The 23,143-nt window shown below is 42.1% G+C and carries 16 protein-coding genes, 1 tRNA gene and 3 rRNA genes; 4 read left to right on the top strand and 16 right to left on the bottom strand.

Features of this window, described 5'->3' with window-relative positions; genetic code table 11:
* The first annotated feature begins 31 nt into the window (after positions 1-31).
* The gene (ilvC, locus tag O1Q81_RS01910) at positions 32-1,513 is read left to right on the top strand and encodes a ketol-acid reductoisomerase (protein WP_386688578.1); all 1,482 of its coding nucleotides are present in this window, start codon (positions 32-34) and stop codon (positions 1,511-1,513) included.
* 93 nt (positions 1,514-1,606) lie between these two features.
* Here the strand turns inward: ilvC and gnd are convergent, their stop codons facing one another.
* The 11 genes from gnd to O1Q81_RS01855 form a co-directional block, all read right to left on the bottom strand.
* Positions 1,607-3,061, bottom strand: coding sequence for a decarboxylating NADP(+)-dependent phosphogluconate dehydrogenase (gnd, locus tag O1Q81_RS01905; RefSeq protein ID WP_386695399.1), 1,455 nt, complete (start codon positions 3,059-3,061; stop codon positions 1,607-1,609).
* 20 nt (positions 3,062-3,081) lie between these two features.
* A complete protein-coding gene (locus O1Q81_RS01900) occupies positions 3,082-3,771 on the bottom strand; it encodes an aspartate/glutamate racemase family protein (RefSeq protein ID WP_386697939.1) in 690 nt (229 codons plus the stop codon).
* Between the two features lie 18 nt (positions 3,772-3,789).
* A complete protein-coding gene (gene pgl, locus O1Q81_RS01895) occupies positions 3,790-4,488 on the bottom strand; it encodes a 6-phosphogluconolactonase (RefSeq protein ID WP_386688584.1) in 699 nt (232 codons plus the stop codon).
* Positions 4,489-4,499: 11 nt separating this feature from the next.
* Complete coding sequence (gene zwf, locus O1Q81_RS01890) at positions 4,500-5,987, bottom strand: glucose-6-phosphate dehydrogenase (RefSeq protein ID WP_386688586.1); 1,488 nt, start codon at positions 5,985-5,987, stop codon at positions 4,500-4,502.
* Positions 5,988-6,063: 76 nt separating this feature from the next.
* Entirely contained in the window at positions 6,064-6,876 is an 813-nt protein-coding gene (cysQ, locus tag O1Q81_RS01885; RefSeq protein ID WP_386697937.1) for a 3'(2'),5'-bisphosphate nucleotidase CysQ, read from the bottom strand.
* A 129-nt stretch (positions 6,877-7,005) separates the two neighbouring features.
* A 5S ribosomal RNA gene (rrf, locus tag O1Q81_RS01880) occupies positions 7,006-7,121 on the bottom strand.
* A gap of 210 nt (positions 7,122-7,331) precedes the next feature.
* Positions 7,332-10,225, bottom strand: a 23S ribosomal RNA gene (locus O1Q81_RS01875).
* A gap of 203 nt (positions 10,226-10,428) precedes the next feature.
* Positions 10,429-10,504: transfer RNA gene (locus O1Q81_RS01870), tRNA-Glu, on the bottom strand.
* Positions 10,490-10,699 (bottom strand): hypothetical protein, encoded by a 210-nt coding sequence (locus O1Q81_RS01865; protein ID WP_386697935.1) that lies wholly within the window; start codon positions 10,697-10,699, stop codon positions 10,490-10,492. The genes O1Q81_RS01870 and O1Q81_RS01865 overlap by 15 nt, the downstream gene beginning before the upstream one ends.
* A gap of 38 nt (positions 10,700-10,737) precedes the next feature.
* Positions 10,738-12,275, bottom strand: a 16S ribosomal RNA gene (locus tag O1Q81_RS01860).
* Together the 16S, 23S and 5S rRNA genes with 1 tRNA gene alongside form the textbook arrangement of a ribosomal RNA operon.
* A 363-nt stretch (positions 12,276-12,638) precedes the next feature.
* Complete coding sequence (locus O1Q81_RS01855; protein WP_386697933.1) at positions 12,639-13,283, bottom strand: TfoX/Sxy family DNA transformation protein; 645 nt, start codon at positions 13,281-13,283, stop codon at positions 12,639-12,641.
* Positions 13,284-13,556: 273 nt separating this feature from the next.
* Here O1Q81_RS01855 and O1Q81_RS01850 point away from each other — a divergent pair, with 273 nt between their 5' ends.
* The 3 genes from O1Q81_RS01850 (at position 13,557) to O1Q81_RS01840 (ending at position 15,571) form a co-directional block, all read left to right on the top strand.
* Positions 13,557-14,261 (top strand): RIO1 family regulatory kinase/ATPase, encoded by a 705-nt coding sequence (locus tag O1Q81_RS01850; RefSeq protein ID WP_386697931.1) that lies wholly within the window; start codon positions 13,557-13,559, stop codon positions 14,259-14,261.
* A 54-nt stretch (positions 14,262-14,315) separates the two neighbouring features.
* The gene (gene rpe, locus O1Q81_RS01845) at positions 14,316-14,990 is read left to right on the top strand and encodes a ribulose-phosphate 3-epimerase (protein WP_386697929.1); all 675 of its coding nucleotides are present in this window, start codon (positions 14,316-14,318) and stop codon (positions 14,988-14,990) included.
* 125 nt (positions 14,991-15,115) lie between these two features.
* Positions 15,116-15,571: an NUDIX hydrolase gene (locus O1Q81_RS01840; protein WP_386688608.1), complete on the top strand. Its 456-nt coding sequence runs from the start codon at positions 15,116-15,118 to the stop codon at positions 15,569-15,571.
* A gap of 45 nt (positions 15,572-15,616) precedes the next feature.
* On the opposite strand, the gene O1Q81_RS01835 is transcribed toward O1Q81_RS01840, so the two are convergent.
* The 5 genes from O1Q81_RS01835 to fusA all read right to left on the bottom strand — a co-directional run bounded on the left by O1Q81_RS01835 (position 15,617) and on the right by fusA (position 23,066).
* Positions 15,617-16,258 carry a YagU family protein gene (locus O1Q81_RS01835; protein ID WP_386688610.1) on the bottom strand — a complete coding sequence of 214 codons (642 nt, stop codon included), beginning with the start codon at positions 16,256-16,258 and terminating at the stop codon, positions 15,617-15,619.
* A gap of 181 nt (positions 16,259-16,439) precedes the next feature.
* Positions 16,440-16,874 (bottom strand): FMN-binding protein MioC, encoded by a 435-nt coding sequence (gene mioC / locus O1Q81_RS01830; protein WP_386697927.1) that lies wholly within the window; start codon positions 16,872-16,874, stop codon positions 16,440-16,442.
* Between the two features lie 119 nt (positions 16,875-16,993).
* Positions 16,994-19,444: a DNA topoisomerase (ATP-hydrolyzing) subunit B gene (gyrB, locus tag O1Q81_RS01825; RefSeq protein ID WP_386697926.1), complete on the bottom strand. Its 2,451-nt coding sequence runs from the start codon at positions 19,442-19,444 to the stop codon at positions 16,994-16,996.
* 253 nt (positions 19,445-19,697) lie between these two features.
* Positions 19,698-20,882, bottom strand: coding sequence for an elongation factor Tu (gene tuf / locus O1Q81_RS01820; protein ID WP_386688527.1), 1,185 nt, complete (start codon positions 20,880-20,882; stop codon positions 19,698-19,700).
* A gap of 81 nt (positions 20,883-20,963) precedes the next feature.
* A complete protein-coding gene (gene fusA, locus O1Q81_RS01815; protein ID WP_386697924.1) occupies positions 20,964-23,066 on the bottom strand; it encodes an elongation factor G in 2,103 nt (700 codons plus the stop codon).
* Positions 23,067-23,143: the final 77 nt, after the last annotated feature.

Genomic DNA, 23,143 nt, shown 5'->3' with positions numbered 1-23,143 from the left:
AAACCTTAATTTATTCACAAGGAAAACAAAAATGTCTAACTATTTCAATACATTAAATTTACGTCAAAAACTCGATCAACTCGGTCGTTGCCGCTTTATGGATCGTGATGAATTTGCCGATGGTTGCAACTTCTTAAAAGGCAAAAAAGTGGTGATTATCGGTTGTGGTGCGCAAGGTTTAAACCAAGGTTTAAATATGCGTGATTCTGGCTTAGATGTGAGCTATGCGTTACGTCCAGAAGCGATTGCAGAAAAACGTGCTTCTTTCCAACGTGCATCAGAAAACGGCTTTAAAGTTGGCACTTACCAAGAACTCATTCCAACTGCGGATTTAGTCATCAACTTAACCCCAGACAAACAACACTCAAAAGTGGTGGCAGATGTCATGCCTCTAATTAAAAATGGTGCTGCATTTGGTTATTCTCATGGTTTTAACATCGTTGAAGTGGGCGAGCAAATTCGCAAAGACATCACCGTAGTCATGGTCGCACCAAAATGCCCAGGTACGGAAGTTCGTGAAGAATATAAACGTGGTTTTGGTGTGCCAACCTTAATCGCTGTTCACCCTGAAAACGATCCGAAAGGTGAAGGCATGGCAATCGCTAAAGCATGGGCAAGTGCCACAGGGGGCGACCGTGCAGGTGTATTAGAATCTTCATTCGTAGCAGAAGTAAAATCTGACTTAATGGGCGAACAAACTATTCTTTGCGGTATGTTACAAGCAGGATCTATCGTCTGCTACGACAAATTAGTGGCTGACGGCAAAGACCCAGCTTATGCTGGTAAATTAATTCAATACGGTTGGGAAACGATTACTGAAGCGTTAAAACAAGGTGGCATTACGCTCATGTTAGATCGCTTATCTAACAGTGCCAAATTACGTGCCTTTGAATTATCTGAACAAATCAAAGAGGAATTAGCGTTCTTATTCGAAAAACACATGGACGATATTATCAGTGGCGAATTCTCATCAACCATGATGGCAGACTGGGCGAATGATGATGTAAACTTGTTAAAATGGCGTGAAGCCACAGGCAAAACGGCTTTTGAAAATTCACCAAAAGGCGACAATATCAAAATTTCTGAACAAGAATACTTTGATCACGGTGTGTTAATGGTGGCGATGGTGAAAGCTGGCGTAGAATTGGCGTTTGACACCATGGTGGCAAGTGGTATTTATGAAGAATCCGCTTACTACGAATCTTTACACGAATTACCATTAATTGCCAACACCATTGCTCGTAAACGTTTATATGAAATGAACGTGGTAATTTCTGATACAGCAGAATATGGTAACTATCTATTCTCCCACGTAGCCACACCAATTTTGGCAGAAAAAGTAATTCCAACCTTACAAAAAGGTGACTTAGGTGAACCTGCACCAACGGTTGAAATTGATAACGTGTTATTACGTGATGTGAATGATGCGATTCGCAATCACCCGATTGAATTAATCGGTCAAGAATTACGTGGTTATATGACAGATATGAAACGTATTTCATCTCAAGCATAATTGAAATGAATGTGAAAAGTGCGGTAGAAAATACCGCACTTTTTGTTTATATAACAACTAAATACAAAATAGACAAATAGTTCCCTATTTAGATTAAACGTCATAAGTGGTCGATGCTGTATTGCCACCACGCCCTGTCCAGTTAGTATGGAAATGCTCGCCACGTGGTTTGTCAGTACGCTCATAAGTATGCGCACCGAAATAGTCACGTTGGGCTTGTAGCAAGTTCGCTGGTAAGTTGGCGGACGTATAACCATCTAAGAAAGTAATTGCACTTGCCATACAAGGCATTGGAATCCCCACTTCAATAGATTTTGCCACCACTTTACGCCAGTCGCTCAAACAATTTTCTAAGATGCCTTTGAAATACGGGTCAGCACCTAAGAACACTAAATCAGGATTGGTTTCATAGGCATCACGGATATTGCCTAAGAAACGGCTACGGATAATGCAGCCCTCACGCCATAATAACGCTGTTGCACCGTAATTAATATTCCACTCAAAATTCTCGGATGCTTCACGAATCAGCATAAAGCCTTGTGCGTAAGAGATGATTTTTGATGCCAGTAAGGCACGGCGAACCGCTTCAATCCATACTTTTTTATCGCCTGTGACTTGCGTGATGGTCTTGTTGAATAATTTTGACGTGGCAACACGTTGATCTTTGAAAGAAGATACACAACGAGCAAACACAGATTCGGTGATTAAGGTTAATGGAATACCGAAATCAAGGGCATTAATCCCCGTCCATTTACCCGTACCTTTTTGTCCTGCGGTATCTAAGATTTTCTCCACTAATGGCGAACCGTCTGTATCTTTGTAACCGAGAATATCGGTGGTAATATCAATGAGATAGCTATCTAATTCGGTTTTTTTCCACTCGGCAAAAATCGCCTGCATTTCTTCGTGATTTAAGCCCAAACCGTCTTTTAAGAATTGGTAGGCTTCACAAATCAACTGCATATCACCGTATTCAATACCGTTATGTACCATTTTCACGAAATGACCTGAACCGTCTTTTCCCACCCAATCACAGCAAGGCTCGCCTTTGTCAGTCTTCGCTGAAATCGCTTGGAAAATCGGTTTCACATATTGCCACGCTTCAGCGTTACCACCTGGCATAATAGATGGTCCGTGTCTTGCCCCTTCTTCACCGCCCGATACACCGGAACCAATAAAGCGAATCCCTTTCTCACTCAAGGCTTTCACTCGGCGGTTGGTATCAGGGTAATTTGAGTTACCGCCATCAATGATAATATCACCTTGCTCTAAGTGCGGTAATAAGGCATCAATAAATTGATCCACTACATCGCCCGCACGCACCATTAACATTACTTTGCGTGGTTTTTCTAATTTGGCGGCTAAATCTTCAAGTGAATACGCCCCGATAATGTTAGTACCTTTCGCTGCACCTTGTAAGAACTCGTCAACTTTGCTGGTGGTACGGTTATACGCCACTACTTTAAAGCCGTTGTCGTTCATATTTAAAATCAAATTTTGTCCCATTACCGCTAAACCGATAACGCCGATGTCGCCTTTAACTGACATTTTTTTCTCCTATGTCGAAGTTAGTTTAAAATAAATTCCACTGCCATTTCACTATGTAACTGTGCAGTATCAAATAACGTCAATGCTGTATCATTTTGCTGAACCAATAAGCCAATTTCAGTACAACCCAAAATTACCCCTTCTGCTCCTTGTTGAGCGAGTTCTGCAATGGTCTGCAAATAAAATTGTTTTGATGTTGGCAGAATTTTCCCTACGCATAATTCTTCAAAAATAATGCGGTGAATTTCTTGCTGATTTTTTGCATCAGGTACCAGCATTTCTATGCCACGCTGGGTTAATCCATTACGATAAAATTCATCTTGCATCGTAAAAGCTGTACCTAATACCGCAATCTTAGATAAGCCTTTTGTCTTAATCGCATTGGCAGTCGCATCTAAAATATGCAAAAACGGGACATTAATTTGCTCAATAATTTGGGAAGCAACTTTGTGCATTGTGTTGGTTGCCAATAAAATGGCATCAGCCCCCATCTGCTCCAATTTTTGTCCTGTTTGAGCTAAAATTTCCCCTGCTTTTTGCCAATCGCCTGATTTTTGGCATTGTACAATTTGCTCAAATTCTACACTCACCATTAATAGCGGAGCAGAATGATTTCCACCTAGCTTTTGATTCACTAGACGATTAATTTGCTGATAGTAGGTTATTGTACTTTCAGGACTCATTCCGCCGATAATACCGAGTGTTTTCATTCTGTTAATCCTTAATGATTACAGCAATTTCGCTGCTCCACGATCCAAAATCCACTCCGTTACTCCATTGGAACTTTGAATTTTCGCCGCAGGATAAGGCAGTTGGTCGGCGGAGTGCGTAGCAATTTCTTTGAGAATATCCGCTTTGGCTTCGCCTGTGACTAAATAGCTAATACGTTTCGCTTGGCTCAACAATTTCGCCGTTTTAGAAATTCGTAATTGCCCACTTTCAGGGTGTTTGGCAATCACCGCCAAATTCGGATCATTGAAATTCGTTTGATGGGGGAATAAGGATGCCGTGTGTCCGTCATTGCCCATGCCTAAAATAATCCAATCAAATTCACCGTTGGGAATGTTGGCTTGAATTTCTTGCTCAAAACGAGCGAGTTCAGCTTGCGGATCATTTTCGCCTTGAATACGATGAATATTTTCCGCAGGGATTTGAATATGATCGAATAACAGTTTTTGCACTTCGCCGTAATTGCTTTCAGGATCAGTTGGGGCAACCATACGTTCATCACCCCACCAAAAATGCAAATTTTTCCACCGCACTTCGGTATTAAATGGAGCTTGGGCTAATGTTTTAAACAGCAATTTTGGCGTGCTACCACCCGATAAGGAAATATGCACAGGCTTATCCTGTTGACTTAATTGCAAAAACTGCTCAGCAATGTTTTCCACCGCTTGTTGTGCCGTATCAAAAATAATTGTCTTCATTCCACATTCCCCTAGATTTTTTTCTTCATCTGACCGCTCGGTTTACGCCATACTCGCCCCGATTTAGCGATGAGTTTATCTGCCTCTTTCGGTCCCCAAGTGCCAGCTTCATACTCATATACACGACCACGATTTTCTTTATAATTAAGAATCGGCTGCACAAATTTCCAGCAAGCGTGTACGGCATCAGTACGAGCAAATAATGTTGCATCGCCTTTAATCGCATCAAGTAATAAGCGTTCATACGCCGTTAACAGGCTGGATGATCCGCTTAAATCGGAATAACGGAAATCCATTGATACTTCTTTCGCATCAAACCCTGCCCCTGGTTTTTTCAAGCCAAAACGCATTGAAATTCCCTCGTCAGGCTGAATACGAACAATCAATTTATTCTCTGGTGCATTTTGACTAAATACTGGGTGTGGTGTGGTTTTAAAGTGAATCACCACTTCGGTAACTCGTGCTGGTAAACGCTTACCTGTGCGAACATAAAATGGTACACCCGCCCAACGCCAGTTATCAATTTTACAGCGTAACGCCATAAAGGTTTCGGTATTCGAGTCTTCTGGTACGCCCTTTTCTTGTAAGTAACCCTTGACCTGCTCGCCGTCAATTTGGGCTTCGGTATATTGTCCTAGCACCAAATTATTTTGCAGATCATCTTCATTTAATGGGTGTAAACAATGCAATACTTTCGCCACTTCATCACGCATAGAATTAGCATTAATAATCGCTGGCGGTTCCATAGCAACCATTGCCAATACTTGCAATAAATGGTTTTGGAACATATCACGCATGGCACCCGAACCGTCATAATAACCACCTCGTTCTTCTACACCAATAGATTCCGCCCCCGTGATTTCCACATAATCAATAAAATTACGGCTCCAAAGGGGTTCAAATAAGCCGTTAGAAAAACGTAGCACGAGTAAGTTCTGCACGGTTTCTTTGCCCAAATAATGGTCAATACGGTAAATTTGATGTTCTTCAAAAAAACGGTGAATCTGAATATCTAATTCGTGAGCAGTTTTCAAATCATAGCCAAAGGGTTTTTCCACGATAATGCGTTTCCAGCCGTATTCTTCGGTATTCAAGCCGTGAGCAGCTAAACATTCAGGAATCACGCCATAAAGGCTTGGGGGGGTAGAAAGGTAATAAAGCGTGTTACCACAGGTTTGGTACTTATCGTGTAATTCATCAAGACGTGGCACTAACTTACCATAATCTTGTGCATCAGACGTATTCACAGATTGGTAATACAAATGTGAGCAGAAATTATCTAAACTCTCACCTGTTGCTTTCTCATGTTTAATCAATGCTTTACGCATTTTATCACGAAAACTTTCATCATTTAAATCTGAACGAGCAACGCCCAGCACAGAAAAGTTCTCCGTTAAACGCCCGATTTTATAGAGGTTATAAAGGGCTGGAATTAATTTACGATGAGTCAAATCACCTGACGCACCAAAAATCACAATACAATTATTTTCTGCATTCATATTATTATATCCTAGTAAAACGATAAACTATCCCTATACTATGCACCATTCACATAGAATTTTCAAATAGCTATTACTAATTAAAGCAAAAGATCTTTTGCCAATTTACTTCACGATCTGCTGTCATCACAAAATGAGGATTAATAAAGGTTTCTCGTTGATTATAAGTTAAAGGTAAAAAATGCGGTTCGAAAATATTTCCATTTAACTCACTGAGTAAAATTTCAGCTGCTGCCGTATCCCATTCACCAGTATCACCTAAACGCACATAACAATCCGCTGTACCATCTGCCACCAAGCCCCCTTTTAAGCCACTAGAACCATATACGAGAAACTCACAAGGAAAATTCTCAGGCAAAATACACCGCACTTTTTGCTTATGGTTTTCTGAACCCACCGCAATTTTAAGCGATTGAGTCGTATCAATATGACGAGCGGTTAGGCGTTGATGATGATTATCTTCCAATTTATACGCCCCAAATCCCTGCATTGCATAATAGGTTTTTTGTAAGATCGGAGCATGGATAATCCCTAAAATTGGACGATTTTGATGAATTAAGGCAATTAAAATGGAAAACTGCCCTGTTCGCTCAATAAATCGTTGCGTGCCATCTAAGGGATCAATAAGCCAATAAGTTTCCCATGATTGCCGTTCAGAAAGTGGAATATTACAATTTTCTTCGGAAAGTATTGGAATATCAGGAGTAAGTGTGGCGAGTTTTTGAATTAAAAATTGACTAATGGCTAAATCAACTTCTGTCACGGGGGTATTATCTGATTTTGTATGAATTTCAATAGATTCAGATTTTAGATAGAAATTTTCTAAGATTTTACCTGCTTCATTAGCAATATGTAGTACAGATTGAAGAAGTTGATCAGTAAGTTGCATAGAAAATCCTAGGTAAAATCAGCGTTGGATTTAGTGTAGCAAATTTTAGGTAAAATAACGATTAATATTAATACAAATGATTAAAACCCCAGCTACTCACGTAACTGGGGTTCGTTATTGTAATAAAACACCTGATGGCGACCTACTCTCACATTGGGATTCCCAACACTACCATCGGCATCACAGCATTTCACTTCTGAGTTCGGCATGGAGTCAGGTGGCACTACTGCATTATGACCATCAGGAAATCAGGGGTCAGATGACAGGTTTCAGACGGCAGTACCGTGTGTTATCCTGTATCCTACTTAATTCTTTCCTTTTTGTATTTTGTTCTTTAAATTTGAAACAAGCTGTCTGTTCGATTTTCTTTTTTGTCTGTTAGTGAGTTTCACGCTCTTCAACTGTCTTCTGTCATCTGACATCCGTCATCTGAATCAAAACCACTTGAGCGTTGTATAGTTAAGCCTCTCGGGCAATTAGTACTGGTTAGCTCAATGACTCACATCACTTACACATCCAGCCTATCTACGTCTTCGTCTTAAACAACCCTTACACTCTTTAAGAGTGGGATGACTCATCTTATGGCAAGTTTCGTGCTTAGATGCTTTCAGCACTTATCTCTTCCGCATGTAGCTACCCAGCAATGCTTCTGGCGAAACAACTGGAACACCAGGGATGCGTCCACTCCGGTCCTCTCGTACTAGGAGCAGCCCCATTCAATCATCCAACGCCCACGGCAGATAGGGACCGAACTGTCTCACGACGTTCTAAACCCAGCTCGCGTACCACTTTAAATGGCGAACAGCCATACCCTTGGGACCTACTTCAGCCCCAGGATGTGATGAGCCGACATCGAGGTGCCAAACACCGCCGTCGATATGAACTCTTGGGCGGTATCAGCCTGTTATCCCCGGAGTACCTTTTATCCGTTGAGCGATGGCCCTTCCATTCAGAACCACCGGATCACTATGACCTACTTTCGTACCTGCTCGACTTGTCCGTCTCGCAGTTAAGCTTGCTTTTACCATTGCACTAACCTGACGATGTCCGACCGTCATTAGCAAACCTTCGTGCTCCTCCGTTACTCTTTGGGAGGAGACCGCCCCAGTCAAACTACCCACCAGACACTGTCCGAATACCCGTTTCAGATATTTCGTTAGAACATCAAACGTTAAAGGGTGGTATTTCAAGGATGACTCCATACAAACTGGCGTTCATACTTCTTAGTCTCCCACCTATCCTACACATCAAAATTCAAGGTTCAGTGTCAAGCTATAGTAAAGGTTCACGGGGTCTTTCCGTCTAGCCGCGGGTACACCGCATCTTCACGGCGATTTCAATTTCACTGAGTCTCGGGTGGAGACAGCCTGGCCATCATTATGCCATTCGTGCAGGTCGGAACTTACCCGACAAGGAATTTCGCTACCTTAGGACCGTTATAGTTACGGCCGCCGTTTACTGGGGCTTCGATCAGGTGCTTCTCTTTCGATAACACCATCAATTAACCTTCCAGCACCGGGCAGGCATCACACCCTATACGTCCACTTTCGTGTTTGCAGAGTGCTGTGTTTTTAATAAACAGTTGCAGCCAGCTGGTATCTTCGACCGGTTCAACCTTCATCTGTAAAAGACTACAATCTACGCCGGCGCACCTTCTCCCGAAGTTACGGTGCTATTTTGCCTAGTTCCTTCACCCGAGTTCTCTCAAGCGCCTGAGTATTCTCTACCTGACCACCTGTGTCGGTTTTCAGTACGGTTTAGTAAAGTCTTTCGCTTAGTGGCTTTTCCTGGAAGTGTGGTATCAACAACTTCGCTCCCTTAGGAGCTCGTCATCACGCCTTAGTGTTGAATTGGGATTCGGATTTGCCTAAATCCCCCACCTACACGCTTAAACAGCCATCCAACAGGCTGCTTGCCTAACCTTCTCCGTCCCCACATCGCAACTTTACCAAGTACGGGAATATTAACCCGTTTCCCATCGACTACGCTTTTCAGCCTCGCCTTAGGGGCCGACTCACCCTGCCCCGATTAACGTTGGACAGGAACCCTTGGTCTTCCGGCGAACGAGTTTTTCACTCGTTTTATCGTTACTTATGTCAGCATTCGCACTTGTGATACGTCCAGCAAACTTCTCAATTCACCTTCTTCCGCTTACACAACGCTCCCCTACCCAACAAGATTACTCTTGATGCCGCAGCTTCGGTGACTAGTTTTAGCCCCGTTACATCTTCCGCGCAGGCCGACTCGACTAGTGAGCTATTACGCTTTCTTTAAATGATGGCTGCTTCTAAGCCAACATCCTAGCTGTCTAAGCCTTCCCACTTCGTTTCCCACTTAACTAGTACTTTGGGACCTTAGCTGGCGGTCTGGGTTGTTTCCCTCTTCACGATGGACGTTAGCACCCACCGTGTGTCTCCTGAGTATCACTCTTCGGTATTCGCAGTTTGCATCGGGTTGGTAATCCGGGATGGACCCCTAGCCGAAACAGTGCTCTACCCCCGAAGGTGTTCGCTCAAGGCTCTACCTAAATAGATTTCGGGGAGAACCAGCTATCTCCCGGTTTGATTGGCCTTTCACCCCCAGCCACAAGTCATCCGCTAATTTTTCAACATTAGTCGGTTCGGTCCTCCAGTTAGTGTTACCCAACCTTCAACCTGCCCATGGCTAGATCACCGGGTTTCGGGTCTATACCTTGCAACTTGCCGCCCAGTTAAGACTCGGTTTCCCTTCGGCTCCCCTATTCGGTTAACCTCGCTACAAAATATAAGTCGCTGACCCATTATACAAAAGGTACGCAGTCACCTTACGGCTCCCACTGCTTGTACGTACACGGTTTCAGGTTCTATTTCACTCCCCTCGCTGGGGTTCTTTTCGCCTTTCCTTCACAGTACTGGTTCACTATCGGTCAATCAGGAGTATTTAGCCTTAGAGGATGGTCCCCCTATCTTCAGACAGAATTTCTCGTGTTCCGCCCTACTTCTTGTTAGCTTAGTACCACAATATAACTTTCAGATACGGGACTATCACCCTGTGTCGTTGAACTTCCCAGTTCATTCTCTTCGTTTTATTGCTATCTCTAACGGCTCCTCCGCTTTCGCTCGCCGCTACTCACAGAATCTCGGTTGATTTCTTTTCCTCGGGGTACTTAGATGTTTCAGTTCTCCCGGTTTGCCTCATTTACCTATGTATTCAGTAAATGATAGTAGATTCTTCATCTACTGGGTTTCCCCATTCGGATATTTTGGATTAAACGCCTCTTATCGACTCATCCAAACTTTTCGCAGATTAGCACGTCCTTCTTCGCCTCTGATTGCCTAGGCATCCACCGTGTACGCTTAGTCACTTAACTATACAACCTCAAATGTTTTCAAAAACAAATGATGTTGCTGTTTCAACTAAACACTTGACTGCTTTTGTTCAGTCAAGATTTTCTCTACTCAGACTTTCTTTCGAAAATCTCTCAGTTTTCAGCTTGTTTCCAATTTTTTAAAGAACAATAAGAAAATAATATAGATAATCCATTTCTTGTTTATCTACCGAATCATCTTTAATTGGCGTCCCCACGGGGATTCGAACCCCGGTTACCGCCGTGAAAGGGCGATGTCCTAGGCCTCTAGACGATGGGGACAACAGGTAAAGATAATTTGTTGTCTTTTATTATTCGCGCTTCTTTTTTCGTTTCATTCGTTTCTCTTGCTCGACCTAGTAAGCAATGAAAAGTGCGGTCTTTTTCTCTTTCTTTTCTACTTTTTATCAAACAATCTGTGTGGACACTTGCTGTCGCTTCGTTTCTTTGAGTAACAATATCACAGTGACCTGACATTTCTGTCTTCTGTCTTCTGTCATCTGCCCTCTGATTACTAAGGAGGTGATCCAACCGCAGGTTCCCCTACGGTTACCTTGTTACGACTTCACCCCAGTCATGAATCATACCGTGGTAAACGCCCCCCTTCCGGTTAAGCTATCTACTTCTGGTACAACCCACTCCCATGGTGTGACGGGCGGTGTGTACAAGGCCCGGGAACGTATTCACCGCAACATTCTGATTTGCGATTACTAGCGATTCCGACTTCATGGAGTCGAGTTGCAGACTCCAATCCGGACTACGATGCACTTTCTGAGATTCACTCCCCCTCGCAGGTTGGTTACCCTCTGTATGCACCATTGTAGCACGTGTGTAGCCCTACTCGTAAGGGCCATGATGACTTGACGTCATCCCCACCTTCCTCCAGTTTATCACTGGCAGTCTCCTTTGAGTTCCCATCACTACATGCTGGCAACAAAGGATAAGGGTTGCGCTCGTTGCGGGACTTAACCCAACATTTCACAACACGAGCTGACGACAGCCATGCAGCACCTGTCTCATAGCTCCCGAAGGCACAAACTTATCTCTAAGTTCTTCTATGGATGTCAAGAGTAGGTAAGGTTCTTCGCGTTGCATCGAATTAAACCACATGCTCCACCGCTTGTGCGGGCCCCCGTCAATTCATTTGAGTTTTAACCTTGCGGCCGTACTCCCCAGGCGGTCGATTTATCACGTTTGCTACGGGCACCAGAGTTAAACCCCAATCCCCAAATCGACATCGTTTACAGCGTGGACTACCAGGGTATCTAATCCTGTTTGCTCCCCACGCTTTCGCACATGAGCGTCAGTATCTTCCCAAGGGGCTGCCTTCGCCTTCGGTATTCCTCCACATCTCTACGCATTTCACCGCTACACGTGGAATTCTACCCCTCCCTAAAGTACTCTAGCTACCCAGTCTGAAATGCAATTCCAAAGTTAAGCTCTGGGATTTCACATCTCACTTAAGTAACCGCCTGCGTGCCCTTTACGCCCAGTTATTCCGATTAACGCTCGCACCCTCCGTATTACCGCGGCTGCTGGCACGGAGTTAGCCGGTGCTTCTTCTGTGATTAACGTCAATGATTTAGTCTATTAAACTAAATCCCTTCCTCACCACCGAAAGAACTTTACAACCCGAAGGCCTTCTTCATTCACGCGGCATGGCTGCGTCAGGGTTACCCCCATTGCGCAATATTCCCCACTGCTGCCTCCCGTAGGAGTCTGGACCGTGTCTCAGTTCCAGTGTGGCTGGTCATCCTCTCAGACCAGCTAGAGATCGTCGGCTTGGTAGGCCTTTACCCCACCAACTACCTAATCCCACTTGGGCTCATCTTATGGCAACTGGCTAAAAGTCCCAGTCTTTCGTCTCTCGACACTACGCGGTATTAGCTACAGTTTCCCGTAGTTATCCCCCTCCATAAGCCAGATCCCCAAGCATTACTCACCCGTCCGCCACTCGTCAGCAAAGTACAAGTACTTCCTGCTACCGTTCGACTTGCATGTGTTAAGCCTGCCGCCAGCGTTCAATCTGAGCCATGATCAAACTCTTCAATTTAAGTTCGATCGCTCAATAAACTGCTTGCTTTTAAATCTTGCTTTTCATTCTTAAAAGAACAAAAAGTTAATGAATTTCTAAGTTAAGCACCTATTAAGACTTCAAGTTTTATTTAATTTTTTAAAACTAGTCAATCAACAAGTGCCCACACAGATTGTCTGATAAATTATTAAAGAACAAATCGCTGTTTTAAAGCGAAAATAAAACGACACACTGTTTGATTTTCAATTTTCACAACAGCGTGTCGTTGTGTGGGGCGTATTATAGTGATTTAGAAACGCTTTGCAAGTGTTTTTTTACTAATTTCTTAAAGAAAACACTTGCTCGCATATAAAATCAACAACATCCCTCTTTTTATTCAATTTATGGCTTATATTTCATAGCCCTAAATCCTACTTTTGCAAGTTTCTCATTAATTTCTTTAAATGCTATTTCTTTCTCCGTTTCGGTTAATAACTCTACATATTTATTCTTCAAAGCTGCGAATGTCTTCCAAAATAAATGGGAAGTCACAAAAAGCCCTTGGGATTTAATCAATATATAAGCGTCTGCGGCACCGATTTCTCGTAATTGAGAAATCGTGTTAATCCCCACTTTACCTAACAGACGTTCATACTTTAGTGACATATTTGGTAAACGGCGAATTCTTTTTGCCCGTTCTAATGATTCAGCAAGCTTTTCAGATTCAATTTGTTGCAAAGACTCTTTGATCATCTTAATCAACATAGAATTCTTGTGTTCATCACTTACATAATCACTTGGAATCAAATAATAATCCCGAATTCTCAAATTACTCGGTACACCATCTCGATCCCAACGAACTCCCCCAATACTTTCAACATATTGAGCTAATTCATCTTTTGCTCGTAAATAAAAACCGCCTTGTTTATAAATTCCAAACATATGGTCATTATAAAAAATACCAATACCAGAAAATAATTTCTTTGATTCCACTTCACCAAGTAAAGCACTCAATTTTTCATGCAGATTGATTGTATGTATTGACATACTTCCCCACCTTTCAAGTTAATTTAAAGAAGTCCATAAATCCATTTATACAGTAAAAAGATGCAAATCAATTTGCATCTCAGATGCTTATCATAACAAATACATAAAATTATGAAAATAAAAATAATTTAATATTAATTACTCTATATCAAATTACTCATTCTAATAATTTGATATAGTAAAAATTTTCTCATGTAAATAACCATAGATTTTATCAGGATATTTGTCCAATTTAATGCTATAATTAATTTTTTATTTTATTCAGAATAACAAATGACATTAGAACAATATGCACAATCTCTATGTTTTCAGTATCCAGATAAACGTGTTTATCCATTTGAATTTGAAAACAAACATTACTGGTTAAAACAACCTGAACACCCTCAAGGCTCACAACGCTTACTCAAGCCTTGTCCTCGCAAATTTTTTCATCAAGAAGTAGAACGTTTACTAAAATTACAGCAACAAAATGCCCCCATTCCTTTCATTTATGTTGCCAATGAAAATATGTTAGTCATGGAAGACGCTGGTTTATCTGTCAGCCATTGGCTAGAAAAAGAGGACATTTCTGCTGAACAAAAACAACAAATTTTAAATGATAGTGCAACTGCATTGGCACGATTACACCAACAAGGGCTTATTCACGGCAGACCTTTTGCCAAAGATATTCTTTGGAAAGATGGTGTAGTGAATTTCATAGATTTTGAAGTAGATACCGTATCGAAAAATCCCTTTGAACAACAAATACAAGATAGTATTTTCTTTGTATTTGGCTTATGCCGAGAAAAATCCATTAGTCTAGAACAAATTAAACAAACTATATTGACCTATCAAAGCTGTACAGACAAAGAAATTTGGCAAGCATCCGTACGCCGCATGACTAACTATCGTTTAATTTACTGGCTATTACGACCATTTAAGAAAATCGCAGGTAAAGATCTAAACGCATTTTATTTATTAATGGAAAATATGCGATAACTCTCGTATTCTGCTAGAATAGTAATAAATGTTAGTTTACATAGGAGAAACCGTATGCAACCTTATTTAATTGCCCCCTCAATTCTTTCTGCCGACCTAGCTCGTCTAGGTGAAGATGTAGAAAACGTGATCAACTGCGGTGCAGATCTTATTCATTTTGATGTAATGGATAATCATTATGTCCCCAATCTCACGTTTGGTGCACCGATTTGCCAATCTCTACGTGATTACGGTATAACTTGCCCGATTGATGTGCATTTAATGGCAAGCCCTGTGGAACGTTTAATCACCGATTTTGCCAAAGCAGGTGCAACATCTATTACATTTCACCCTGAAGCCTGTGTGCATATTGACCGCACTTTGCAATTAATTCGAGACAGTGGTTGTCAATCAGGCTTAGTCTTCAACCCTGCTACACCTTTAAGCTATTTGGACTATGTAATGGATAAAGTGGATATTATTTTGCTGATGTCAGTTAACCCTGGTTTCGGTGGACAATCCTTTATTCCTGCCACTTTTGATAAATTGAAACAAGCCCGCCAACGTATTGATACAAGTGGCTTACCAATTCGTTTAGAAGTGGATGGTGGTGTCAAAATAAATAATATTGCGGAAATTGCAAAGGCAGGTGCTGATATGTTTGTGGCTGGTTCTGCAATTTTTGATCAACCAGATTATAAAAAAGTTATTGATCAAATGCGAACTGAACTCGCTAAAGCACAAGCCTGAACCAAGTGCGGTCTTTTTTCACCGCACTTTTATCCATAAAATAGAAAATATGAATATGATCGGCAACTCACAGAAATGGAAAAACAACGGCTTTTTGCTTTACTCAAACTAACAGGAAAATAATCATGCACAAACCTAATGTTACTATGGCGGTCGTTGTTCATTGTAACGGCAAATTTTTATTTGTGGAAGAAGTAGAATACGACAAGAAAACGCTCAACCAGCCAGCAGGGCATTTAGAAAAAGGAGAAACAATATTACAAGGGGCAAGCCGAGAATTATATGAAGAAACTGGCATTAAAGCAGAAATGCAATCCTTGCTGAAAATCTATCAATGGCACGCTCCACGTAGTCAAACGGATTATTTACGTTTTGTATTTTGCCTAGAATTAAATGAATGCCTACAAATTACTCCCCATGATAGCGATATTACTCGTGGCTTATGGCTAACATTAGATGAATTTAATGATTATATTCAACAAGATGGACAATGTGAACGTAATCCACTCGTGATTCAGGCATTGCAAGATTATTTGAGTAAAGAACGTTATCCATTATCAATTCTAACCGCATTCCAATAATAAAAAACCCGAATATTCATTCGGGTTTCTAAATAATCATTAAAATTAACGATAAGGCTGACTTAAAGGCACTTCTGCATCTGGTTCGTGTGTAATACGGTTGCGTAAATCACGACGAATTACCTCAATGGTCCAGAACCAGAAAATATGACCGACTAATTCAGAAATATGTTCATATAGTGGCCAGTCTGCTACTGGAGGGGTTAAACCTAAAGCAGGGAATGCAATGTAGTGAGCACAAATGTTCGCAATAATACCTGCACCAATACCTTGCCAGAATTTCACTTTAGGGAAACGTTCTGCAACAATACAATAACCAATAGCGAACACTAATGAGAAAATCATGTGGGTTACACCAATCCAGTTAAATGCGTGATCTGCAAATGTGAACGCAGCTTCTGTTGGATCGATACCAACATAATCACGTAAGAAAACATGTGGTGGATTTAAGAACGCACGTGAACATTGCTCTAAAGCCCCATTCATAGCGATAGTACCTGAACTTAACGCATCTAATACAGGTTGTGGACAAGCTGCAGTAAACAAATCAAACGGACTACGTGGTGGGAACGGATGTTCAGCACCCCATTTTACGAATGCAGAGATAATCCCCGCAACAATACCGACAAATACTGCTAAACCATAACGGCGACGTGATGGATCAGTTTGTTGAAAAATACCTGACATAATAGGCTCCAAAGATATTAAAAATTGATCGCATTTACTATATAAAAAATATTTAACAATATCATTACATTAGCAAACGTTTGCTTCCACTTAGGTTTTTCTAAAAAATCTAAAGTGCAGAGAAACACTTTATCATTAACAAAAAAACAGTCAAGCATTATTACTCACAAGTCGGAGTAGTTTATAAAACATTAAGCATTGTCGGTAGCCAATCTTCTGCAGCTTGATCCTGATCTTCTACTTGTGAAACATCAATGCGTAAACTTTCACAAATTCGCACCGCACCTTGAGCCGTCAAGACTTGCTCAACCGTATCCACCGCATAGCAGAACGTGTCATAATCGGAATTACCTAATCCAACCACGGCAAAACGCACCCCCGTTAAATCCTGTTGTTTCACTTCTTCAATAAAGGGTTGGATATTTTCGGGCAATTCTCCTGCTCCGTGGGTGGAGGTAACGATAAGCCAGAGTTTTTGGCTTTCGACATCGGCGAAGCTGGCGTTATTTTCGATTTGAGTATCAAAATCCTGTTGTTCAAGGCAATCGGCGAGATGATCCGCAACGTATTCGGCACCGCCGAGGGTTGAACCAGTGATTATAGCGATTGAGGTCATAGTTTTTTCCTTTTAAGAAACCCTGCACTCTCGTACAGGGTTAAGCATATTACGACACGCTGTGTCTTAGAGCAACAGCGTTGCATTACAAGCCTAATCGAGTATGTAAGTACTCGGTATTAAATATCCAAATTCGCCCTTAACGCATTACTCTCAATAAAGTCCCGTCTCGGTTCTACTTCATCCCCCATCAACGTAGTAAACAACTGATCCGCTTCCACCGCATCTTTAATGGTCACTTGCAACATGTGGCGTGCTTCAGGATCCATTGTGGTTTCCCACAGTTGCTCAGGGTTCATTTCACCTAACCCTTTATAACGTTGTACGGTCAAGCCACGGCGAGATTCTTTCACTAACCAGTCCATTGCTTGCTCAAAACTGCTCACCTCTAAACGGCGTTCACCACGAGTTATATAAGCACCGTCTTCTAATAAGCCGTTTAATTGTTTGCCTAATTTCACAATGCGAGCATATTCATTGCCATTGGTAAAGGCATAGTCAAGACTGTAATGGGTGTCAATACCATGTGTACGCACCGTCAATAACACTTCATTGAGCTGACGTTCTTGATTATAGGCGACTTGATAGGAATAATGATTACCGTGCGAGTCTTTCTCTTTTAAGCTCGCCACCAATAAATTTGCCCAATTTTCCACCGCACTTTGATCTTTCATCAACTCGTTCGTCAAGGTTGGATAGTACACCAATTCTTTCAACAAGGCTTCTGGATAACGGCGGTGTAAACGTGTGATCATTTGGCTCACATTGTTATATTCCGTCACCAACTGCTCCAATGGCAAGCCTGCCATAGCAGGAGCATTCGGGTTGACATATAACGCCGCATCATCTAACGCAATCGCCAACTCATATTCAATCATTGCAGGTTCATCTTTAATATATTGTTCTTGTTTGCCTTTTTTTACTTTGTACAGTGGCGGTTGGGCAATATAAACAAAACCACGTTCAATGATTTCTGGCATTTGGCGATAGAAGAATGTCAACAGCAACGTACGAATATGCGAACCGTCCACATCCGCATCGGTCATAATAATCACTTTGTGGTAACGCATTTTATCAGGGTTATATTCATCACGTCCAATGCCACAGCCGAGTGCAGTAATAAGCGTACCCACTTCTTGCGAAGACAGCATTTTATCAAAGCGAGCTTTTTCTACGTTGAGAATTTTCCCTTTTAACGGCAAAATCGCTTGATTTTTACGGTTCCGCCCTTGTTTCGCCGAGCCACCAGCGGAGTCCCCCTCCACAAGGTAAAGTTCAGACAACGCAGGATCACGTTCTTGACAATCCGCCAGTTTGCCTGGAAGACCTGCAATATCCAACACGCCTTTACGTCTCGTCATTTCACGGGCTTTACGAGCAGCTTCTCTGGCACGAGCCGCATCCACAATTTTGGTGGCAATAATTTTCGCATCATTCGGGTTTTCTTCTAAATATTCCTGCAAACGCTCATTCATTGCGGATTCCACCGCCCCTTTTACTTCGGACGACACCAATTTATCTTTGGTTTGGGAAGAAAACTTCGGATCAGGCACTTTCACCGACACAATCGCCACCAACCCTTCACGAGCGTCATCGCCTGATGTTTCCACTTTGTCTTTATCGTTTTTGCCTTTTTTGTTCAGCCCTTCTTTGTCCATATAGTTATTTAAACTACGGGTTAAGGCACCACGGAAACCAGCCAAATGCGTACCGCCGTCCCGTTGTGGAATGTTGTTGGTAAAGCAGTAAATATTTTCGTTGTAGCCGTCATTCCATTGCAACGACACTTCCACGCCAATGCCGTCTTTTTCCACGGAAAAATAGAACGGTTTCGGGTGAATTGGGGTTTTATTTTGGTTTAAATATTCCACGAACGCTTGAATACCACCCTCGTAGTGGAAATGATCTTGCGTACCATCACGCTCATCAAATAATTTAATCGACACACCTGAATTTAAAAACGATAATTCACGCAGGCGTTTTTTCAAAATTTCATATTCAAATACAGTTTTGCTAAAAATGGTTGGACTTGGCCAAAAACGCACGGTTGTCCCTGTTTTGCTGGTATCGCCAATTTGTGCCAATGGCGATTGCGGTTCGCCTAAATGATAGGTTTGTTCATACACGTGACCTTGACGGCGAATGGTGAGCAACAATTTATCGGAAAGGGCATTCACCACCGACACGCCCACGCCGTGCAAACCGCCCGACACTTTATAAGAATTATCATCAAATTTACCGCCCGCATGCAACACGGTCATAATCACTTCTGCCGCCGACACGCCTTCTTCAGGGTGAATATCTACAGGAATCCCCCGTCCGTCATCTTGCACGGACACCGAATTATCTTCGTGAATGGTGACGATAATATCTTTACAGTAGCCCGCCAAGGCTTCATCAATGGCGTTATCCACCACTTCAAACACCATATGGTGCAAGCCCGTACCGTCATCGGTATCGCCGATGTACATTCCAGGGCGTTTCCGCACGGCATCTAAGCCTTTTAATACTTTAATGCTACTGGCACCGTATTCGCCTTGTTGTGATTCTGGTTGGATATTATCTGTCATAAGGTTTCTCAATGGGTAAAAAATTGGGAAAATTATAGCATATTCTCATAGAAAAAACACCTATGCCCCGAACATCAGCAATCACCCTACACTGGCGTACAGGGTTACGCAAATAACGATGCTCCGCATCTTTACACAATAGCTACAGAGTAGCGTGACATCGGTAACCCCGTACGCAAAGTACGGGCAGCAAAACACAAAAAAGGGGCGTATTCAATAATACGCCCCTAAAATATGTTAGCTAAATCGTTAATTATTTAACAATTTTAGCCACCACGCCAGCACCTACGGTACGTCCTCCTTCACGAATCGCAAAACGTAAACCTTGGTCCATCGCGATTGGGTGGATTAAGCTTACTGACATTTTGATGTTGTCGCCTGGCATTACCATTTCTACGCCTTCTGGTAATTCAATCGTACCTGTCACGTCCGTTGTACGGAAGTAGAACTGTGGACGGTAACCTTTGAAGAATGGAGTATGACGTCCACCTTCTTCTTTTGATAATACGTAAACTTCTGATTCGAAATCTGTGTGTGGCGTGATTGAACCTGGTTTCGCTAATACTTGACCACGTTCGATTTCTTCACGTTTTGTACCACGTAATAATGCACCGATGTTTTCACCTGCACGACCTTCGTCAAGTAATTTACGGAACATTTCTACACCTGTTACGGTGGTTTTAGCTGTATCTTTGATACCTACGATTTCTACTTCATCACCTGTACGGATAATTCCACGTTCTACACGACCGGTTACTACTGTACCACGACCAGAGATTGAGAATACGTCTTCGATTGGTAATAAGAACGGTTGGTCAATCGCACGCTCAGGTTCTGGAATGTAAGTATCTAAGTGGTTGGCTAACTCAAGAATTTTTTCTTCCCATGCTGCATCACCTTCTAACGCTTTTAATGCTGAACCACGTACGATTGGTGTATCATCACCTGGGAAATCGTATTGTGAAAGTAATTCACGAACTTCCATTTCCACTAATTCTAATAACTCTTCGTCATCTACCATATCGCATTTGTTTAAGAATACGATGATGTATGGTACACCTACTTGGCGACCTAATAAGATGTGCTCACGAGTTTGTGGCATTGGACCATCTGTTGCTGCTACGACTAAGATAGCTCCGTCCATTTGTGCCGCACCTGTAATCATGTTTTTTACATAGTCGGCGTGTCCCGGACAGTCAACGTGTGCGTAGTGACGAGTTGGGGTATCGTATTCAACGTGTGAGGTGTTGATAGTAATACCACGTGCTTTTTCTTCTGGTGCATTGTCGATTTGGTCAAATGCACGTGCTGCACCACCGTAGTGTTTTGCTAATACGGTTGTGATGGCCGCTGTTAAAGTTGTTTTACCATGGTCAACGTGGCCGATTGTACCCACGTTAACGTGCGGTTTTGTACGTTCAAATTTTTCTTTAGACACTTTTCAGTTTCCTTTTGTTAAGCCCCTAAATGCTACCGTAAAGTGCGGTGCAATTTAGGGGAGTTTTTGTTAAATAAAGTTTTATTTACGACGAGATTCAATTACTGCTTCCGCGACATTTTTCGGTGCTTCAGCATATTTTAACGGTTCCATTGAGTAAGATGCACGACCTTGTGTTTGTGAACGCAAGTCAGTGGCATAACCGAACATTTCGGATAATGGTACTTCTGCGTTGATTTTCACCACAAATTCGTTGGCTTCTTGACCGTTCACCATCGCACGACGACGGCTTAAGTCACCGATAACATCACCAACGTAGTCTGGTGGGGTTTCCACTTCAACTTTCATAATTGGCTCAAGTAATACTGGGTTAGCACGGTTAAACGCTGATTTAAATGCTAATGATGCAGCAAGTTTAAAGGCTAATTCAGATGAGTCAACATCATGGTATGAACCGAAGTGTAAACGTACACCTAAATCCACTACTGGGTAGCCCGCTAATGGACCTGATTTAAGTTGTTCTTGGATACCTTTATCAACCGCTGGAATGTATTCACCTGGAATCACACCACCTTTGATTTCGTTGACAAATTCATAACCTGGACCTTCTGGATCTAATGGGTACATATCGATTACTACATGACCATATTGACCACGACCACCAGATTGTTTTGCGTGTTTACCTTCTACATCATTTACACGAGTACGGATAGTTTCACGGTAAGATACTTGTGGTTTACCGATGTTCGCTTCCACCTTGAACTCACGACGCATACGGTCAACGATGATATCTAAGTGTAACTCACCCATACCTGAAATGATGGTTTCGCCAGACTCTTCATCCGTGTGAACACGGAATGATGGGTCTTCTTGAGCTAAACGACCTAATGCAAGACCCATTTTTTCTTGGTCAGCTTTAGTTTTTGGTTCAACCGCTACAGAGATTACTGGCTCTGGGAATTCCATACGTTCAAGAATAATTGGGTTATTCATATCACATAAAGTATCACCTGTACCTACATCTTTTAAGCCGATTGCCGCAGCGATATCGCCCGCACGTACTTCTTTGATTTCTTCACGTTTGTTAGCGTGCATCTGTACGATACGACCGAAACGTTCACGTTTATCTTTCACGGAGTTTAATACGGTTGCACCAGACTCAATCACACCAGAGTAAACACGGAAGAAAGTTAAGTTACCCACAAACGGGTCAGTGGCAATTTTGAATGCCAATGCCGCAAATGGTTCGTCATCGCTTGCGTGACGTTCACCTTCGGTTTCATCAGGGTTGATACCTTTGATGGATTCAATATCGGTTGGTGCTGGTAAGTAATCAATAACCGCATCAAGCATCGCTTGAACGCCTTTATTTTTAAACGCAGAACCACAGGTGACTAAGATAATCTCAGTGGCTAACGCACGTTGACGTAAACCTGTTTTGATTTCTTCTTCCGTTAATTCTTCACCACCTAAGTATTTTTCCATTAACTCTTCTGAAGATTCCGCTGCTGCCTCAACAAGGTTTTGATGCCATTCTTCGCAGTCTGCTTGCATGTTTGCAGGAATATCTTCATAGGTAAATGTCATACCTTGGTCAGCTTCGTTCCAATTGATCGCTTTCATTTTTAACAAGTCAACCACACCAGTGAAGTTATCTTCTGCACCGATTGGAAGTTGTAAAGGAACAGCATTACCGCCTAAGCGAGTTTTGATTTGTTCAACTACGCGTAGGAAGTTTGCACCAGTACGGTCCATTTTGTTGACGAATGCAATACGTGGTACTTTATATTTGTTAGCTTGACGCCATACGGTTTCTGATTGTGGTTGAACACCACCTACCGCACAGTACACCATTACCGCACCATCAAGTACACGCATTGAACGTTCTACTTCGATAGTGAAGTCAACGTGTCCCGGAGTGTCGATTACGTTGATACGGTGTTGTGGATATTGTTGTGACATACCAGACCAGAATGCGGTAGTTGCCGCAGAAGTGATGGTGATACCACGCTCTTGTTCTTGTTCCATCCAGTCCATTGTAGCGGCACCATCGTGTACTTCACCGATTTTGTGACTTACACCAGTATAGAACAAAATACGCTCAGTAGTAGTTGTTTTACCCGCATCGATGTGCGCACTGATACCGATATTACGGTAAAGTGATATAGGGGTTGTACGAGCCATTATTATTACCTTGTTTTGGTTTTCTATTAAATTCTTTATATGGGTAAGGCTCTATCGAATTTACCCTTGAGTAAATT

It is taken from the genome of Lonepinella sp. MS14436, assembly GCF_042470565.1.
GTDB lineage: Bacteria > Pseudomonadota > Gammaproteobacteria > Enterobacterales > Pasteurellaceae > Lonepinella.
The sequence above is the reverse complement of the archived record's forward strand: the minus strand, read 5'-3'. Positions and strand labels throughout refer to the sequence as shown.

Excerpts from the sequence above, each read along its gene's own strand:
- ilvC (WP_386688578.1), top strand. The coding sequence starts at position 32 with ATGTCTAACTATTTCAATACATTAAATTTACGTCAAAAACTCGATCAA.
- gnd (WP_386695399.1), bottom strand. The coding sequence starts at position 3,061 with ATGTCAGTTAAAGGCGACATCGGCGTTATCGGTTTAGCGGTAATGGGA.
- O1Q81_RS01900 (WP_386697939.1), bottom strand. The coding sequence starts at position 3,771 with ATGAAAACACTCGGTATTATCGGCGGAATGAGTCCTGAAAGTACAATA.
- pgl (WP_386688584.1), bottom strand. The coding sequence starts at position 4,488 with ATGAAGACAATTATTTTTGATACGGCACAACAAGCGGTGGAAAACATT.
- zwf (WP_386688586.1), bottom strand. The coding sequence starts at position 5,987 with ATGAATGCAGAAAATAATTGTATTGTGATTTTTGGTGCGTCAGGTGAT.
- cysQ (WP_386697937.1), bottom strand. The coding sequence starts at position 6,876 with ATGCAACTTACTGATCAACTTCTTCAATCTGTACTACATATTGCTAAT.
- O1Q81_RS01865 (WP_386697935.1), bottom strand. The coding sequence starts at position 10,699 with ATGTCAGGTCACTGTGATATTGTTACTCAAAGAAACGAAGCGACAGCA.
- O1Q81_RS01855 (WP_386697933.1), bottom strand. The coding sequence starts at position 13,283 with ATGTCAATACATACAATCAATCTGCATGAAAAATTGAGTGCTTTACTT.
- O1Q81_RS01850 (WP_386697931.1), top strand. The coding sequence starts at position 13,557 with ATGACATTAGAACAATATGCACAATCTCTATGTTTTCAGTATCCAGAT.
- rpe (WP_386697929.1), top strand. The coding sequence starts at position 14,316 with ATGCAACCTTATTTAATTGCCCCCTCAATTCTTTCTGCCGACCTAGCT.
- O1Q81_RS01840 (WP_386688608.1), top strand. The coding sequence starts at position 15,116 with ATGCACAAACCTAATGTTACTATGGCGGTCGTTGTTCATTGTAACGGC.
- O1Q81_RS01835 (WP_386688610.1), bottom strand. The coding sequence starts at position 16,258 with ATGTCAGGTATTTTTCAACAAACTGATCCATCACGTCGCCGTTATGGT.
- mioC (WP_386697927.1), bottom strand. The coding sequence starts at position 16,874 with ATGACCTCAATCGCTATAATCACTGGTTCAACCCTCGGCGGTGCCGAA.
- gyrB (WP_386697926.1), bottom strand. The coding sequence starts at position 19,444 with ATGACAGATAATATCCAACCAGAATCACAACAAGGCGAATACGGTGCC.
- fusA (WP_386697924.1), bottom strand. The coding sequence starts at position 23,066 with ATGGCTCGTACAACCCCTATATCACTTTACCGTAATATCGGTATCAGT.